We start from the raw sequence: 15,360 nt of genomic DNA, 5'->3' as shown, positions 1-15,360 counted from the left end.
CTCGTGGTGCTCGCCGCCGTACTCACCGTCGTGAGCCTTGCCTTCTACCTGCGCTGGATCCGGGCGGCCTTCGCCCGCCCGGAGGCGACAAGCTCGACCACCGGGAGAGCCTGACCAGCGAAGCTCGACCAACAGCTGAACAAGTTCGGTCGGCGGACCGCCGGCTCAGACGCCGGCCGAGTACTGCACCGGCCACGTACCCGATGCGCCCGGCCCGTTCAGGCCCTGCTCCCGGCGCCACTCGTTGAAGCTCACGGCCCACTGGCGGTGCGCACCGATCTGTTGCTGATGCAGATCCGCCAACGACATGCGCGCCAGCTGCGGGAAACGGCGGGTCAGCGCCTCCAGCACGTCGAGCGTGGCGAGCACGTCCACCTCGGCGGTGTGCAGGTCGCCGTCCGACGTGACGCCGTACCACTGCGACAGGTCGCCGAGGCGGCGCTTGCCCGAGCGGTACCGGTCCAGCCAGCGGTCGATGACCAGCGGGTCCACCACCGGCTCCACCGGATGGCCCAGGCGCTGCGGGAGGGTCTTGAGCCCGTGGCGCAGCAGCTCGGAGTCGAGCAGCGAGAGGTCGAAGGCAGCGTTGTAGGCGACGACGGGCACGCCGTCGGCCAGGTGGGTGGCGAGCTCGGTCGCTATCTCTTCGAGGGCCTCCAGCGGCTGGACCCCGTGGGCGCGCGCGTGCTCCGTCGAGATGCCGTGGATGGCGGCGGCCTCAGCCGGGATCTCCATGCCCGGGTCCATCAGCCAGGTGCGGACCTCCGTGGCGACCCCGGGCGTGCGCAGCACGAGAGCCGCGGTGACGATGCGGTCGCCCGCGACGTCCACCCCTGTGGTCTCGGTGTCGAAGCCCAGCAGCGGCCTGTTGATCCAGGTCTCGTTCATGGTGTCCTCCCTGCTCGTCCGGGTTTCTGTGCCATATGCGCCTCGCTCGGTACGGCCGCCCGGTGCGTCCAGGGAGAACCTTGCCACCGGTCACCGACACTGTGGCCCGCCCCACCCCGCACATCACGGGAAGCTGCGCGCCGCACCAGGTCCGATGGGTAGGCTTGGTGGGTGAGCAACGAGATCGAGATCGGACGCGGCAAGCGCGGGCGGCGCGCTTATTCCTTCGACGACATCGCGGTGGTGCCGTCCCGGCGGACGCGCGACCCGAAGGACGTCTCGGTCGGCTGGCAGATCGACGCGTACCACTTCGACCTGCCGATCGTGGCGGCACCGATGGACTCCGTGATGAGCCCGGACAGCGCTGTGGCGCTGGGCCGGTTCGGCGGCCTCGGCGTGCTGGACCTCGAGGGCCTGTGGACGCGCTACGAGTCGCCCGAGCCGCTGCTCGAGGAGATCGCGGCACTGCCGGGCGACGAGGCGACGCGGCGGATGCAGGCGATCTACTCGGAGTCCATCAAGCCGGAGCTCATCACGCAGCGGCTCAAGGAGATCCGGGCCGCCGGCGTGACGGTGGCGGGTGCGCTCACCCCGCAGCGCACGCAGGAGTTCTACAAGACGGTGGTCGACGCCGGCGTCGACCTGTTCATCATCCGCGGCACCACGGTCTCGGCGGAGCACGTGTCGGGCAACGCCGAGCCGCTCAACCTCAAGCGGTTCATCTACGAGCTGGACGTGCCGGTCGTCGTCGGCGGGGCCTCGACGTACACCGCCGCGCTGCACCTGATGCGCACGGGCGCGGCGGGCGTGCTGGTCGGGTTCGGCGGCGGTGCCGCCCACACCACCCGCGTCAGCCTCGGCATCCACGCACCCATGGCCACCTCGATGGCCGACGTCGCGGCCGCCCGCCGGGACTACCTCGACGAGTCCGGCGGCCGCTACGTGCACGTCATCGCGGACGGCGGCGTCGGCCACTCCGGCGACATCGTCAAGGCAGTGGCCTGCGGCGCGGACGCCGTCATGCTCGGCGCCGCGCTCGCGCGTGCCGCCGAGGCGCCCGGCCAGGGCTTCCACTGGGGCCCCGAGGCGCACCACCCGCAGCTGCCGCGCGGTGAGCGCGTCGAGGTCGGCACGGTGGGCACGCTCGAGGAGATCCTCTTCGGCCCGGGCAAGCAGGCGGACGGCACCCTGAACCTGGTCGGCGCGCTCCGGCGCGCCATGGCGACCACCGGCTACTCCGACCTCAAGGAGTTCCAGCGGGTCGAGGTCGTCGTGTCGCCGTACCAGCCGCGATGAGCGGTCGGCCCGACGGCGAGCCGCTCGCCCCGGTCCTTGCCGCGGCGCCGGTCGCCGACGGCGAGTTCGTGGAGATCACCGACGCCGACGTCGAGCAGGTCGTCGAGCTGTGGAAGACGTGCGAGCTGACCCGCCCCTGGAACGACCCGTACGTCGACATCGCCGAGGCACGCGCCGGTGACGATTCGACCGTCCTGGTGGCGCGGACCGGCGGCCGGGTGGCCGCCACCGCGATGGCGGGCTACGACGGGCATCGCGGCTGGCTCTACTACGTGGCCGTCGCGCCAGAGCTGCGACGCTCGGGCCTCGGCCGGGCGGCAGTGGTCGCTGCCGAGGCGTGGCTGGTCGCGCGCGGCGCGCGCAAGATCCAGCTCATGGTGCGGACCGCCAACACGGACGTGCTCGGCTTCTACGGTCGGATGGGCTACGCCGACCAGGAGTGCACGGTCCTGGGGCGCTGGATCGAGTCCGACTGAGGTTGTGTCGGGCGAGGTGGACGTGGCTGGCAGAGCGTTCTATGAAACTTAGTTTCACACACCTATCAATACGTGGCGCAGGGTTTTGCGCGTAGGGTGGCCGCCATGATCGACGACGCAGCAGCCGACGCAGCGGCTAGTGGTGCGGTCGGCGGTGTGCTCGACCCGGAGCACCCGCAGGGGACCTTTGTCCTCGAGCCAGGGGTCATGGCCCCGCTCGTGGCTCGGATCGCAACCTCCGAGGGAACGGGCACCCACCGGTCCATGTGCCCGTTCACGGGCGCTCCGCTCGTGACGTTCCCGGTGTCATCCGCGGAGGACGTCGCCGCGTGCGTCGTCCGGGCGCGGGTGGCGCAGCGAAGTTGGGCGCGCCTGTCGGTACGTGACCGGGCCGGGGTTCTCCAGCGGCTCGGCCGGATCGTCCTGGAGCGACAGTCCGAGGCGCTCGACCTAGTCCAGCTCGAGACCGGCAAGTCGCGCCGGGCCGCCTTCGAGGAGATCGCGGACATCGCCCAGGTCGCTCGGCACTACGCGGTGCGCGGCGAGCGCTACCTCTCGTCCCGCCGGGCGCTCGGCATGGTCCCGCTGCTCGCGGGCGTGCAGGTGCACCGCAGGCCGGTGGGTGTGGTCGGGGCGATCTCGCCGTGGAACTACCCGCTGGTGCTCGCGCTCTCCGAGGCGCTGCCGGCGCTCCTGGCCGGCAACGCCGTGGTCCTCAAGCCGGACCCGCAGACCACGCTCACCGCGCTGTGGGCGGCCGAGGCCCTGGACGACGCAGGCCTGCCCGCCGGACTGTTCCAGGTGGTCGCGGGCGGTCCCGAGGTCGGTGAGGCCCTGATCGAGCACGTGGACCACATCGCGTTCACCGGTTCGACCGCGACGGGGCGCAAGGTCGCGGCACGCGCGGGCGAGCGCCTCATCGGTGCCACGCTCGAGCTGGGCGGCAAGAACGCGCTCTACGTGACGGACGACGTCGACGTCGACGCGGCAGTTCCGGGCATCGTGCGGGCCTGCTTCTCGAACGCCGGCCAGCTGTGCGTGTCCATCGAGCGTCTGGTCGTGCACGAGGCGGTCGCGGAGGAGTTCGTCGCGAAGTTCGTGCGTGCAGTGCGGGGCCTGCGGCTCGGCCCGGCTCTCGACTACTCGGCGGAGGTCGGTTCGCTCACCTCCGCCGCGCAGCTCGACAAGGTGACGGCGCACGTCGACGACGCGTTGGCCCGGGGTGCCCGGGTGCTCGCCGGCGGGGTGCACCGCGCCGACGTCGGCCCGTACTTCTACGCCCCGACGGTGCTCGACGACGTTCCCGCGCAGGCAGTGGTCACGCGCGAGGAGACCTTCGGGCCGGTCGTCTCGATCACGCGTGTCGAGTGCGACGAGGACGCCGTGGCCGTCATGAACGACACCGAGTACGGCCTGCACTCCGCCGTCTGGTCCCGCGACGTCGGCCGGGCGCGACGCGTGGCCACGCGGATCGAGACGGGTTCGGTCGCGATCAACGACGGGTACACGATGACCTGGGGGTCGGTCTCGGCGCCGCTCGGCGGCTGGAAGGCGTCCGGCCTGGGTGGGCGACACGGGGCGGCGTCGATCGACGGGCTCACCCGGCAGCAGACGGTCGTGACCGCTCGGGGCGCCCGGTTCGGTGCCACGCTCGACAGCCTCTACGGCCTGGGCGGGGACACCCCGAGCCGCGTGCTCACGACGGCGCTGGAGGCGATGCGCCGCCTGCGCATGGCGTGAGACGGAGGTGCAGCGCAGGGTGCGGGCCGAGGTACGAGGCACTCGCCTGGAGCGGAGCCGCAGTCTCACGCCATACGGGTGAAGTGTGACGCGAAGGTGCAGCGCAGGGTGCGGGCCGAGGTACGAGGCACTCGCCTGGAGCGGAGCCGCAGTCTCACGCCATATGGGTGGAGCGTGAGACGGAGGCGCAGCGCCCGGTACGCTCGCCCGCATGACGACGCAGCTCCACGCCTTCTGGAAGTCCGCCAACTCCCTGCCGGTCATCGGCGGGCTGCTCGGCAAGCGGATCTTCACGGCGGCCTACACCTTCAAGGCCCCGTACTTCGGCAGCATCGCCCCGCGCGTGGTCGACATGCGGCCGAACTACGGCGAGGTAATGGTGCCCAACCGGCGGCGCAACCGGAACCACATCGGCACGGTGCACGCGATCGCCGTCTGCAACGGGCTCGAGATGGCGATGGGCTCGCTCGCCGAGGCCACCGTGCCCGACGACAAGCGGTGGCTGCCCAAGGGCATGGAGGTCGCCTACCTCGCGAAGTCGACCGGTGATGTCACGTGCGTGGCCGAGACCGACCAGGCGCAGTGGGACGGCGTCGACCCGGACCTGCCGGTGCGGGTGCGCGGCGTTCTGGCTGACGGGACCGTGGTGGTCGAGGGCACGATCCACCTGTGGGTCACACCGAAGAAGAAGTGAGGTTCTGACAGGTCAGCGGGGGCGGCGCCGGGCCAGGGAGCGGACGGCGGCCTTCCAGCTCGCAGGCAGCTCCCGCACGTGCCACCAGGCTGCCTGCACCGGCACCGAGGTCGCGGCGCTCACGCCCACCCCGACGGCGTCGAGCCCGGCCTCCACGCACGAGAAGAGCGTGCGGCGCAGGTGGTAGTCCTGCGTGACGACGACGGCGGTGCGCACTCCGTAGAGGTCATGGGCGCGGCGGCACGTGGCGGTGGTGTTGAAGCCCTCGCGGTCCAGGACGATCGCGTCGTCCGGCACGCCGAGGTCGTTGTCCAGGAGCCAGGCACGCATCGAGCCGGGCTCGTCGTACCGGGTGCCGTCGGCGTTGTCGTGCGCGTCGCCGCTCAGGATGACCGTCGGCGCGATCCCCGCGCGGTAGAGCGCGGCGCCCTCCTCGACGCGGCGGCGCAGGTAGGTGGACGGTGTCCCGTCGGTGCGGAGGCCGGCCCCGAGCACGATGACGGCGTCGGCCTTCTCGATCTCGCTCGGATCGTGCCGCACGCGGGTGTGCCCGGTGGCCTGCACCGCGGTCACGGGGACGATGAACGCGACAGCGAGCACGCCCGCGACGATCGCGGCGGTCTTGAGGGGAGTCACGTCGGGAACCGTACCGTGCTGGGGCGGGTGTGCGGCGAGCGGGTGGCGTGCGAGGAGTGGCGTGGTGGCGGGTGGCGTGCGGAGAGCGGTGTGCGGGCTGCGGCGGCGAAGAGTGGCGTGGTCGGTAAAACGTCAGGTGATCGGTAACTCGGGTTGCCGATCACCTGACGTTTTACCGACCATTGAGGTCCGTCCCGGCGCTACGCGGACAGGAGGGCCAGCTCAGCTCGGAGGTTCGTCTCCGCGGCGTGCTGCCAGCGGGCGGCGCCGGGTGCCGTCCGGAACAGAAGCGCGCCGGCCAGGAGCGTGCGGAGCACCTGGGCCCGCCCGGAGCGGAACAGCGGGTCGGGCACGTCGCAGTACTCGGCGCGCACCTGGCGGGTGTATCGCGTGTAGACGGCGGGGCTGCCGCCCAGCACCGCCAGGTCGGCATCGCTGACCAGGCCGCCGACGTCGTCGTCGGGCGCGGGATCGTGGTCCGCCGTGACCAGGACGAGGCGTGCGATCTCGTCGACGTCCGCGCTCGAGACCTCGCTCCCGGCCAGGGGGCCGAGCAGCTCGGCGACCAGCGCGGCCGAACGTTCCTCGTCCTGCCGCGCGACGCCGTCGTGCACGGCATCGTGGAACCACAGGGCGAGGCGGGCTCGCCAGAGCGCGCGCTCGGAGACCCGGGTCTCGGCAGCGATGGAATCGAGCGCGTCCAGGACAACGGCCAGGTGCAGGGTCGAGTGGTAGACGCGGTGGGGCTCGCGCCAGCGGTTCACCAGCTCCTCGCCGGCCTTGTGCGCCAGACCGGGATCGGCCCACAGGCCGTCCCACCGGGTCAGCAGCGCTGCACGCTTGGCGCGGTTGCGCTCGGCACCCGAGACGCGCAAGCCCGAGCCCGCGAGCCGCCGGGCCAGGTCTCCGCCCTCGACGGCAACCGCTCCGGCCGCGACCAGCCCGTCGAACCGCTCGGCGGGGACGTCGTAGTGGTCGAGGTCGAACGCCCGGTCGGGCACGCCGGCCGCCCGCGCGAACAGCCGGAGCTCCTGCAGCGACCCGTCCGAGACCAGATGGGAGAACAGAGTCCCGTGCGCGGGCCAGGCCGGCGGATCGATGAAGAGGGTCACGGAGCGAGCCTACGGCGCGGCGGGTGAACGATCGCCGCGCGGGTGATCCTTGGCCGGTTCAGCACGGTGTACCTGCCCGGGGGGCAGGAGGTCACTGTCACCGATGGCGTCGTGTCCGCAGTGCGCGACGGGCGTGGTCTCGGTGGCGTCACCTCGTTGGTGTGCGACCACCAGGGCACCCCGGTGGCGGCAGTCCCGAACACGGTCTGGACTGCCGACAGCGTCGACCGCATCTACGCCGACCCCTTCGGAGGCGACCGCACCCAGAGACCACAGACCCCGCCACGGGGGAGACCGTCAACCCGGCCGTGCAGATGCCGAGGGTTCGGGCTTCCGTACGGCGTCCGGGCTCCAGATACCCAGCGCTGAAGGCTTGATCGACTTGTTCGCTGTCGGAGCGCGTGCTGAGATCACGGATGTTCAGTCGTCTCTTGTCGTATCGACTGGACAGTCCATTCGAATGTATCCGCGGCTACCCGGCAAGATTAAGGCCCAGGCCGCGGGAGAGCCGAATTTGCTCGGACGGAACCACGCCGAGGCGAAATTGTTGCAAGAATCGGTGATGCTCGGAGTGGAGCCCAAAGCAATTATTGCGAGCAAAGACTTCTGCGAAGGCTACTGTGCGCCGCTGATCGAGCGCTTCGGTGGCCGCCTTGTTACCAGCAAGATCGCGATATTTGGGAGTTGATGAATGCCCTCTGTAGAACTTCCGTCAAGACTAATCTCGCTCGCGAATGCGACACGGGTTGCGTCTGTGGTGTCGGTCTATTTCGAAAGGTTCACGCGTTACGAAGACGGGTTCGCTGTCGCAGAGGCTCTTGAGGCGTGTTGGGGGGAACTTCAGTCTGGTGCTGACGGCTCGGCGCGACGACGCCGGACACTTGACACCATGATTCGTCTGGAAGAGGCTGCCACTCGGCATGATTTCGAGGGCGGTCCTGGCATTGCATCCGCTATCGCGGCCGTGCGGGCCGTCGTGGAAGGTTGGCAGGATGCCCAAGAGTCGGTCGAGAGAGTCGTCTCGTGTACCTCAGAGGTAGCACGCTGTTTCGACCTGTTTGGGGCCGGGACGACGTCGACCGGTGACAGCTGTCTATCGTTCGAACTCTCGTGTGCCGCTGCGGTGGAGGCGGATGTCGCAGGTCGTTTCATAGATTCGTCTATGGTCTTTGACATGCGTTTAAAGTCTGGTGCGCAGTCGATGCACTACCGTCGTGCTCTTCTTGACTGGATGGCTTCTAACTAGCAGGTGCGGCGGCTCAGGCCGAGGACGACGGCGACGGCGAGACCGCGCAGCTGCTGGGCTGGGACGGCGAGGGCGAGCTGGCCACCGTCGCCACGACGGGCGAGGGGACCGAGGGAGAGAACACCACTGAGGCCGGTGCCCGTAGGTGATCCGATGGCGCTGACTCTGCAGAGCCATGAGCCGCGCCCGCGGAACAAGAGCGACCTGTGGTTCCTCGACCCGGGAACCCCGGTCTGGGAGGCGGTCACCGCCGACGGTCAGGAGCTGGGCATCGTGATCCCGCAGGTGCGCGAACACTGGTTCGTCGAGCAGCTGCCCGCCGCCGATCAGCCAGCACCGCTCTGGCAAGCGGCCGACTCCTCGTCGCTTGTCGAGCCGACGGCACACAACAGAACGGCCCCGCCGGAGAAACCGGCGGGGCCGTTCTGTATGAACAAGGTGTCAGGTCACGACCCGACGACCTGCCACGGCCCGAACCGATCCCCGGGCTCCTGGTCGCGGGTCCACCACTTCGCCCGGTACCGCTCGCCGTCGTGCACGACGACGTCGCCGCGCACGAAGATCCGCGACGCAGTCCAGACGGCGGTGCCGTCCCCGGACCGGACGATCTCCTGCCACGGCCCGCGCACTGAGCCGTCCGGCTCCTTCTTGGTGGTCCAGGCCGCGCGGTAGTACGCCACGTCGTGGAAGACCTCGTCACCGGCGCGGTACTTCACCGACGACTCCCAGACCGGCGAGGGCTCACCGGGCACCTTCGCCAGCACCTCGATCTCGCTGACGATCATGTGCGTGTCGTCCTGGGCGGTCATGACCACGCGGACGGCGTCGGCGCGCACGTCAGCGGGAAGATCGACCACCGGAGCGGCGCCGTCCGATGTCACCGGGACGGGATCACCGACGGTCTGCCACTCGCCGTCAACCCGGGCTTCGAGGGCTACCGCGCTCGCCCAGCTGAGGTGCGAGCCATCGCGGAAGAAGCGAGTGACGACGCGGGTGATGTCGCGCTCCGTCGGCAGGGTGACGGTGAGCGTGTCCTCCGTGTTCTTGGCATCGGAGCGCCAGTTGGACCAGCCCTTGTCATCGAGGTCGCCGTTGATCACCTGCTCGGCCGGGTAGCCGGGCTCGGCGTAGGTGGCCGACGCCGTCGTGCCGGCCGCGAGGGCCACGTTCGCCTCGCCCGGCTCGCTGACCAGCACCCGGACGGTCGCGGGCAGCGTCGTTCCGCCCCCGGCGTCGGCGGTGCCGGTCAGCTCGACCACGCCGATCTCATCGAATGCGCCGTCGGGAGCCTCGTCCCACGTGACCGGGCGCTCCACCTCCGCGCCGCCGGCGGCCACTGCGGTGACCACCGCGGGCAGCTCGGCCGCGCCGGCCACGTAGGCGGCACCCTCGGCGGGCAGGGTCCGGTCCAGCGTGTCGACGACGACGGTCGCGGTGGCCTCGACGGTTCCGCCCGCTGGGACGGCCACGGCGCCGGCGACCTCGACCACGCCGGCACGCGCCCACGCGTCGTCGCCGGGCAGGTCCCAGGCCACGGGCAGCGCGCCGCGCGGCCCGCCCGGGTACACGGGGGTGACGGTCCCGGGCAGTTCCGGCGCCGTCCCCGGAAGGGTGAACGCGTCGACCGGCTCGGTGCCCAGCACGGTCTCGTCGACGATCGCCCAGCGCTGGTTCGCGTTGGAGTTGGCGAGGTACGTGCCGACGGGCGACCCGTCGGCCCTGGCCTCGCCGCCCACCTCCAGCAGGGTGCCTGATACCGCATTGACCAGCGTGTACGTGCCGTCCCCCGTGGTGGACAGTATCCACCGAGCGACATCCGGTGTGTCGGCGACGTCGGCCGGGGCGTCGACGAGCACCGCGGAGGTGTCCTCGTCGACGGCGAGCTGTTCGCCGGTGCCCACATTGGTCACGGCGTACCGCGCGCGGTGTGTGCCGGAGCCTTCGAAAGCGCCCAGGTCGGCGAGAGTCCACAGCTGTTCGGACGCGGCCGGGTCATCGGTCGAGATCTGCACGCCGCCGTCACCGTCGGGCGCGAGGGAGAGGTCCGACTGGGCGCCGTCGAGCCGGAACATGTGGCCGTCCTGCGCCAGCGGGGCGTCGTCCGCGACGCCGGAGACGCCGTCGACGACGAACGTCGTCACGGACTCCGCGGGCACGGTGAGCGTCGCGGCGGCGTCCTGCACCGTCATGGGCTCGCCCTCGACGAGGTAGCCGTCGACGCTGGTCACGACAGGGGTGACCGTCGCGCCGGACGCGATGTCCCCGAAGCCGGAGAGATCGAGCGTGACGTCGCGGTCCTCGGTCGTGTCGTTGACGTGCACGACGGTCGCCGCGTCGCCCGAGGCGGACACGGCGGCGGTGCTGTCGGTGTCGTCCACGCCGATCAGGCGGTCACCTGGCGTGATGTAGTGCGTGAAGTTCTGGGTGACCCAGTACTTGGTGTTCGTGTAGATGGGGCAGGTCTCCAGCGTGTCCTCCGCGGTGCAGGAGAACGGGATCTGGATCTCGCCCCAGTTGCCGCCCTCGGGGCTCTCGCCGCCGGGCGCCATGTTGTCGTAGTCCTCGACGGGCTGCCAGAACACCCACGCGGACGGTTCGAGCTCGCGCAGGTCGTCCACGATCTGGTGCGCGCTGCCCAGTCCGGACTCCATCGACTCGAAGTCCTGTCCGGTGGTGGACCAGGAACCGCCGACCTCGCTCATCCACAGGGGCTTGTCCTCGCCCTTGGCGATGTCGCGGACGGTGGTGCGTTGCCCGGTGCCGTAGGTGTGCACGTTGAGCTGGGACACCTGGTCGCGCACCGCGTCCGGGTACGCGTTCCAGTTGGTGGCGAACTTGCCCGGGTTCGTCTCGTCCATCGCGGAGATCGCGGCGTCCGTCGTCGAGCCGTCGATGGCGTCCGCGAGGGCCGGGATCACCTGCTGCTGCAGGCCGGGCCCCATGTGCGCGCCCTCCTGCCGGCCGCCCGTCGGATCGCCGTCGGCACCGAGCTGGGTGCCCCAGTAGTCCGTGTTCGGCTCGTTGAAGGGATCGATGGTGTCGACGTCGATGCCGTGCGCGTCCTCGAGGCGCTCGGTCGCGCCGACGACGTAGGCGGCGAAGTCCCCGATGCTCTCGGGCCGGAGCTGGTCGTCGTTCGCGTCGAGACCGCCGGAGACGTAGCCGCTCACGGTCTGGAACCACGGCGGGGAGTTGCTGAACGTCTCCCAGTGCGTGACGTCGTCCTTGATCCGGTCCACCCACCAGCGCTGCGTGGCGTCGGCGTCCGGGTCCCAGTGGTCCGGGTTCGCCGGGTCCCACCAGTCGACATCCTCGCGGGTGGTGCCGTCCGGGGCCTTCCACCATCCGTCGACGGCGCCGCCGGCACGCAGGTAGTCGGGTACGTCGGGGGCGTTGCCGCCGCCGATATTGTAGCGGGCGATGTTGAGGTTCATCCCGTCGTCGCCGAACAGCATGCCGGCGAGCTCGTTCCTGATCTCGTCCGGGTAGCCGCCGGTGGCGTTGGCGAACCACGCGAGGCTGGTTCCCCAGCCTTCGAAGGGCTCACCCGCGTACGACGGGTCGGGGCGCACGGTCACCCCGGGGGCGTCCGTCATGGCGGCGGTTGGCTGGGTGACGGCGGGCTGGGCGGTGGCTGACGCCGGTATCAGCCCGGCCCCCAGCAGCGCACCCGTCGTCAGGACGACGCCTGCGCGTCGTCGTCCTGGATTCCTTCTGATCGAGCTCATCGGTGAGCCCTCCTCTCGCGCCGGTGCGATGGTCAGGACGTGCGGTGTCGGAAATGTTTACGTCAACACGATGGGCAGTGCCGAGCGATGTTGACGTCATCATGGATGAGGTGATCTTCCACGGCGGCGCCGCGGGCGTCAAGGCCCGGCCGCCACTTTCTGGTTGCGCGCGGGGCTACGAGCCCTCGACCAGCTCCATCGCCTGCCGCGCGATCGCCAGTTCCTCGTTGGTCGGCACCACCATGACCAAGGGCTTCTCGCTGCCCGATCCGGCCGACACCACCCGCGCCTCGTCCGACCGCGCCTCGTTCGCCGCCGGGTCGATCGTCAACCCCAGGAACTTGAGGTCCCGCACCGTCCCCGAGCGGATCCGGTGGTCGTTCTCGCCGACACCCGCGGTGAACGTCAGCACGTCGATGCCGCCCAGCACGGCCGCGTAGGCCCCCACGTACTTGCGCAACCGGTGCAGGTACACCGCCAGGGCGAGGCGCGCGTCGGCGTCACCCGTGCCGGCCAGCTTCCGCACCTCGCGCATGTCGTTGACACCCGACATCCCCAGCAGGCCGGACCGCTTGTTGAGCAGCGTGTCGACGTCGGACGCAGACATGCCCGTACGCACCAGGTGGAACACGATGCCCGGGTCCAGGTCGCCCGGCCGGGTGCCCATCACGAGGCCCTCGAGCGGGGTGAAGCCCATCGACGTCTCGACCGGGCGCCCGCCCAGCACCGCCGACGCCGACGCGCCGTTGCCCAGGTGCAGCACGACCTGCCGCAGCGTCTCGGGCCCTCGGCCCTCCGCAGCGAGCTTCGCGACGACGGCTGGATGATCCGCCACCGCAGCGGACACGAACTCGTGCGACGTGCCGTGGAAGCCGTACCGCCGTATCCCGTGCTCCGCCATGACCTTGCGGTCCAGGGCGTAGGTCGCGGCGGCAGCCGGCAGCGGCGCAAAGAACGCCGTGTCGAAGACGGCGACGTGCGGCAGGTGCGACAGCAGCTCGCGCGCCACCTCGATCCCCTTGACGGCCGCCGGGTTGTGCAGCGGGGCCAGCGGGACGAGGTCGCGCACGGCGGTCACGACGTCGTCGTCGACCAGCGTGGGCTCGGTGAACACCGCGCCGCCGTGCACCACCCGGTGCCCGACGGCGGTGATGCCGGCGTCCGCGAGGGACGGCCCCACCTCGTCGAACAGGTCGAGCACGAGGCGCAGTGCCGCACCGTGGTCCGGCACGGGGGCGTCGCGGACCGTCTCGGACTCGCCCGACTGGTGCGTCGCCGATCCACTGGACTCGCCGATGCGCTCGACGATGCCACCGGCCACCGACTGTCCGGACGCGGGGTCGACGAGCTGGTACTTCAGCGACGACGAGCCGGAGTTGAGGACGAGGACGGTCTGGGTCATGCGGTGGGCTCCTCTGACTGGGCCTGGATGGCGGTGATCGCCACCGTGTTCACTATGTCCTGCACCAGGGCGCCGCGGGACAGGTCGTTCACCGGCTTGTTCAAACCCTGCAGCACCGGGCCGACGGCGACAGCACCCGCCGAGCGCTGCACCGCCTTGTACGTGTTGTTGCCCGTGTTCAGGTCGGGGAACACGAACACGGTGGCCCGCCCGGCGACGTCGGACTCTGGCAGCTTGGACGCGGCGACCGAGGCGTCCACCGCGGCGTCGTACTGGATGGGGCCCTCGACGTCGAGCTCCATGTCGAGCTGCGCGATGCGCTCGCGGACGAGCTCCGTGGCGGTGCGGACCTTGTCCACGTCGGCGCCCGAACCGGACGTGCCCGTGGAGTAGGAGAGCATCGCGATGCGCGGTTCCACGCCGAACTGCCGGGCGGTGGCGGCGGAGGAGATCGCGATGTCGGCGAGCTCGTCCGACGTCGGGTCGGGGATGACCGCGCAGTCGCCGTACACGAGCACGCGGTCCTCCAGGCACATGAGGAACACGGACGACACGGACGACGTGTCGGGCTTCGTCTTGATGATCTCGAACGAGGGCCGGATGGTGTGGGCCGTCGAGTGGGCCGCGCCCGACACCATGCCGTCGGCGAGGCCCAGGTGCACCATCATCGTGCCGAAGTAGGAGACGTCGGTGACGATCTCCCGCGCCCGCTCGACGGTCATGCCCTTGTGCGCCCGGAGCCGGGTGTACTCGGCGGCGAACTGCTCCACGTGCTCGGGGTCGTGCGGCGACAGCACCCGGGCCGCCTCGATGTCGAGGCCCAGCTCGGCCGCGCGGGCGCGGACCGGCTCGTCGTCGCCCAGGATCGTCAGGTCGGCGATCTGCCGGGCCAGCACCGTCGACGCGGCGCGGAGGATCCGGTCGTCGGTGCCCTCCGGCAGCACGATGTGCCGACGGTCGTTCCGGGCTCGCTCGATGAGCTGGTACTCGAACATCAGCGGCGTGACGACCTGCGGCCGCGGCAGGTCGAGGCGGGCGGCGAGCGCCGCTGAGTCGACGTTCCGCTCGAACAGGGCGCGCGCGGTCTCGACCTTGCGCACCGAGCCCTTGTCGACCCGGCCGCGGGTCGTGGCGGCCGCGCGGGCCGCCGGGTACGTGCCGAGCTGGGTGGTGATGACCGGCAGCTTGGGGCGCATCGCCTCCAGCAGCTCCGCCGGGCGGCCCTGCGGGTAGAACCCGCCGTTGAGGATGATCCCGGCCAGCGAGGGGAACGACGGCGTCTGGTGCGCGGCGAGCAGGCCGATCAGGAGGTCGGTGCGGTCGCCGGGCGTGATGACGACGGCGCCGTCGGTCAGCCGTTCGAGCAGGTGCTCGAAGCTCATGGCGCCGACCAGGAGCTCGAGAGCCTCGCGGCCCAGCAGCTCGGGATCACCCAGCGCGAGCGTGCCGTCCACGGCGTCCAGGAGCTGGCCGACGGTCGGGGCCTGCAGGAACGGCTCCTCGGGGATGGTCCACACCGGTAGGTCGGGCTGGGCCGTGGCCAGCAGGGTCCGCACGTCCAGCGCGCTGTGGGTGTCCGCGCGGTTGACGACGAGACCGATCGCCTGCGCGTGGTGCGCCGCCAGCTCGGCGAGGCTCACGTCGGCCAGGGCGCGGACGTCCTCGGGCGCCCGCTCGCGGCCGGAGACCACGAGCAGCACCGGCGCCCCGAGGTTCGCCGCGATGCGCGCGTTGAACGACAGCTCGGTGGGGCCCGCGACGTCGGTGTAGTCGGTGCCGAGCACCACGACCGAGTCGCAGCGCGCGGCGAGGTCGTGGAACCGGGACACGATGCGGCTCAGTGCCGCCTCCGGGTCGGCGTGCACGTCCGCGTAGGTCACGCCGATGGCGTCGGCGTATCCGACGTCGACGCCGTCGTGCTGCAGGAGGAGCTCGAGGACGTGGTCGCGTTCGCCGCTGGTGTCCTCGGCCTCCGTGGCGCGCGACACCGGCCGGTAGACCCCGACCCGCTGGCCCTTGCGGACCAGGAGGTCGAGGACGCCCAGGGCGACCGTCGACTTCCCGCTCGCGCCCTCCGGTGATGCGATGACGATGCTGCGGGTCGCGCCGGTCACATGCTGCTCCGTGTTCACTGGGCCAGAT

Annotated in this window: 11 protein-coding genes; 5 read left to right on the top strand and 6 right to left on the bottom strand. The window is 70.9% G+C overall.

The window, feature by feature from the left end:
• Positions 1-165: 165 nt before the first annotated feature.
• Positions 166-888, bottom strand: a complete 723-nt coding sequence (locus AB0F40_RS07990; protein ID WP_357465594.1) for an exonuclease domain-containing protein — start codon at positions 886-888, stop codon at positions 166-168.
• A gap of 171 nt (positions 889-1,059) precedes the next feature.
• Between AB0F40_RS07990 and AB0F40_RS07985 the strand changes: the two genes are divergently transcribed.
• The 4 genes from AB0F40_RS07985 to AB0F40_RS07970 all read left to right on the top strand — a co-directional run bounded on the left by AB0F40_RS07985 (position 1,060) and on the right by AB0F40_RS07970 (position 5,094).
• Positions 1,060-2,184: a GuaB3 family IMP dehydrogenase-related protein gene (locus AB0F40_RS07985; protein WP_357465593.1), complete on the top strand. Its 1,125-nt coding sequence runs from the start codon at positions 1,060-1,062 to the stop codon at positions 2,182-2,184.
• On the top strand, positions 2,181-2,660 hold the full coding sequence (locus AB0F40_RS07980) for a GNAT family acetyltransferase (RefSeq protein ID WP_357465592.1): 480 nt from the start codon (positions 2,181-2,183) through the stop codon (positions 2,658-2,660). The genes AB0F40_RS07985 and AB0F40_RS07980 overlap by 4 nt, the downstream gene beginning before the upstream one ends.
• Positions 2,661-2,765: 105 nt before the next feature.
• Positions 2,766-4,400, top strand: coding sequence for a succinic semialdehyde dehydrogenase (locus tag AB0F40_RS07975; RefSeq protein ID WP_357465591.1), 1,635 nt, complete (start codon positions 2,766-2,768; stop codon positions 4,398-4,400).
• A gap of 211 nt (positions 4,401-4,611) precedes the next feature.
• The gene (locus AB0F40_RS07970; protein WP_357465590.1) at positions 4,612-5,094 is read left to right on the top strand and encodes a hotdog fold domain-containing protein; all 483 of its coding nucleotides are present in this window, start codon (positions 4,612-4,614) and stop codon (positions 5,092-5,094) included.
• A 12-nt stretch (positions 5,095-5,106) separates the two neighbouring features.
• Here AB0F40_RS07970 and AB0F40_RS07965 read toward each other — a convergent pair whose 3' ends face one another.
• Positions 5,107-5,730, bottom strand: a complete 624-nt coding sequence (locus tag AB0F40_RS07965; protein WP_357465589.1) for a YdcF family protein — start codon at positions 5,728-5,730, stop codon at positions 5,107-5,109.
• 200 nt (positions 5,731-5,930) lie between these two features.
• Entirely contained in the window at positions 5,931-6,842 is a 912-nt protein-coding gene (locus AB0F40_RS07960; RefSeq protein WP_357465588.1) for a DUF4031 domain-containing protein, read from the bottom strand.
• Positions 6,843-7,215: 373 nt separating this feature from the next.
• Between AB0F40_RS07960 and AB0F40_RS07955 the strand changes: the two genes are divergently transcribed.
• Positions 7,216-7,530, top strand: a complete 315-nt coding sequence (locus tag AB0F40_RS07955; RefSeq protein WP_357465587.1) for a hypothetical protein — start codon at positions 7,216-7,218, stop codon at positions 7,528-7,530.
• A 1,004-nt stretch (positions 7,531-8,534) separates the two neighbouring features.
• On the opposite strand, the gene AB0F40_RS07950 is transcribed toward AB0F40_RS07955, so the two are convergent.
• From AB0F40_RS07950 to pta, 3 genes are all read right to left on the bottom strand, one after another.
• On the bottom strand, positions 8,535-11,816 hold the full coding sequence (locus AB0F40_RS07950; RefSeq protein WP_357465586.1) for an RICIN domain-containing protein: 3,282 nt from the start codon (positions 11,814-11,816) through the stop codon (positions 8,535-8,537).
• 175 nt (positions 11,817-11,991) lie between these two features.
• On the bottom strand, positions 11,992-13,218 hold the full coding sequence (locus tag AB0F40_RS07945; RefSeq protein WP_357465585.1) for an acetate kinase: 1,227 nt from the start codon (positions 13,216-13,218) through the stop codon (positions 11,992-11,994).
• Positions 13,215-15,332: a phosphate acetyltransferase gene (gene pta, locus AB0F40_RS07940; RefSeq protein WP_357465584.1), complete on the bottom strand. Its 2,118-nt coding sequence runs from the start codon at positions 15,330-15,332 to the stop codon at positions 13,215-13,217. Before pta ends, AB0F40_RS07945 begins: the two co-directional genes overlap by 4 nt.
• Positions 15,333-15,360: the final 28 nt, after the last annotated feature.

Origin of the sequence: Promicromonospora sp. NPDC023987 (genome assembly GCF_040639055.1) — a bacterium.
In the GTDB taxonomy this organism is placed as follows: domain Bacteria; phylum Actinomycetota; class Actinomycetes; order Actinomycetales; family Cellulomonadaceae; genus Promicromonospora.
The sequence above is the reverse complement of the archived record's forward strand: the minus strand, read 5'-3'. Positions and strand labels throughout refer to the sequence as shown.

Bases quoted from the DNA above. Each gene is read 5' to 3' on its own strand.
- AB0F40_RS07990 (WP_357465594.1), bottom strand. From the start codon at position 888: ATGAACGAGACCTGGATCAACAGGCCGCTGCTGGGCTTCGACACCGAG.
- AB0F40_RS07980 (WP_357465592.1), top strand. From the start codon at position 2,181: ATGAGCGGTCGGCCCGACGGCGAGCCGCTCGCCCCGGTCCTTGCCGCG.
- AB0F40_RS07975 (WP_357465591.1), top strand. From the start codon at position 2,766: ATGATCGACGACGCAGCAGCCGACGCAGCGGCTAGTGGTGCGGTCGGC.
- AB0F40_RS07970 (WP_357465590.1), top strand. From the start codon at position 4,612: ATGACGACGCAGCTCCACGCCTTCTGGAAGTCCGCCAACTCCCTGCCG.
- AB0F40_RS07950 (WP_357465586.1), bottom strand. From the start codon at position 11,816: ATGAGCTCGATCAGAAGGAATCCAGGACGACGACGCGCAGGCGTCGTC.
- AB0F40_RS07945 (WP_357465585.1), bottom strand. From the start codon at position 13,218: ATGACCCAGACCGTCCTCGTCCTCAACTCCGGCTCGTCGTCGCTGAAG.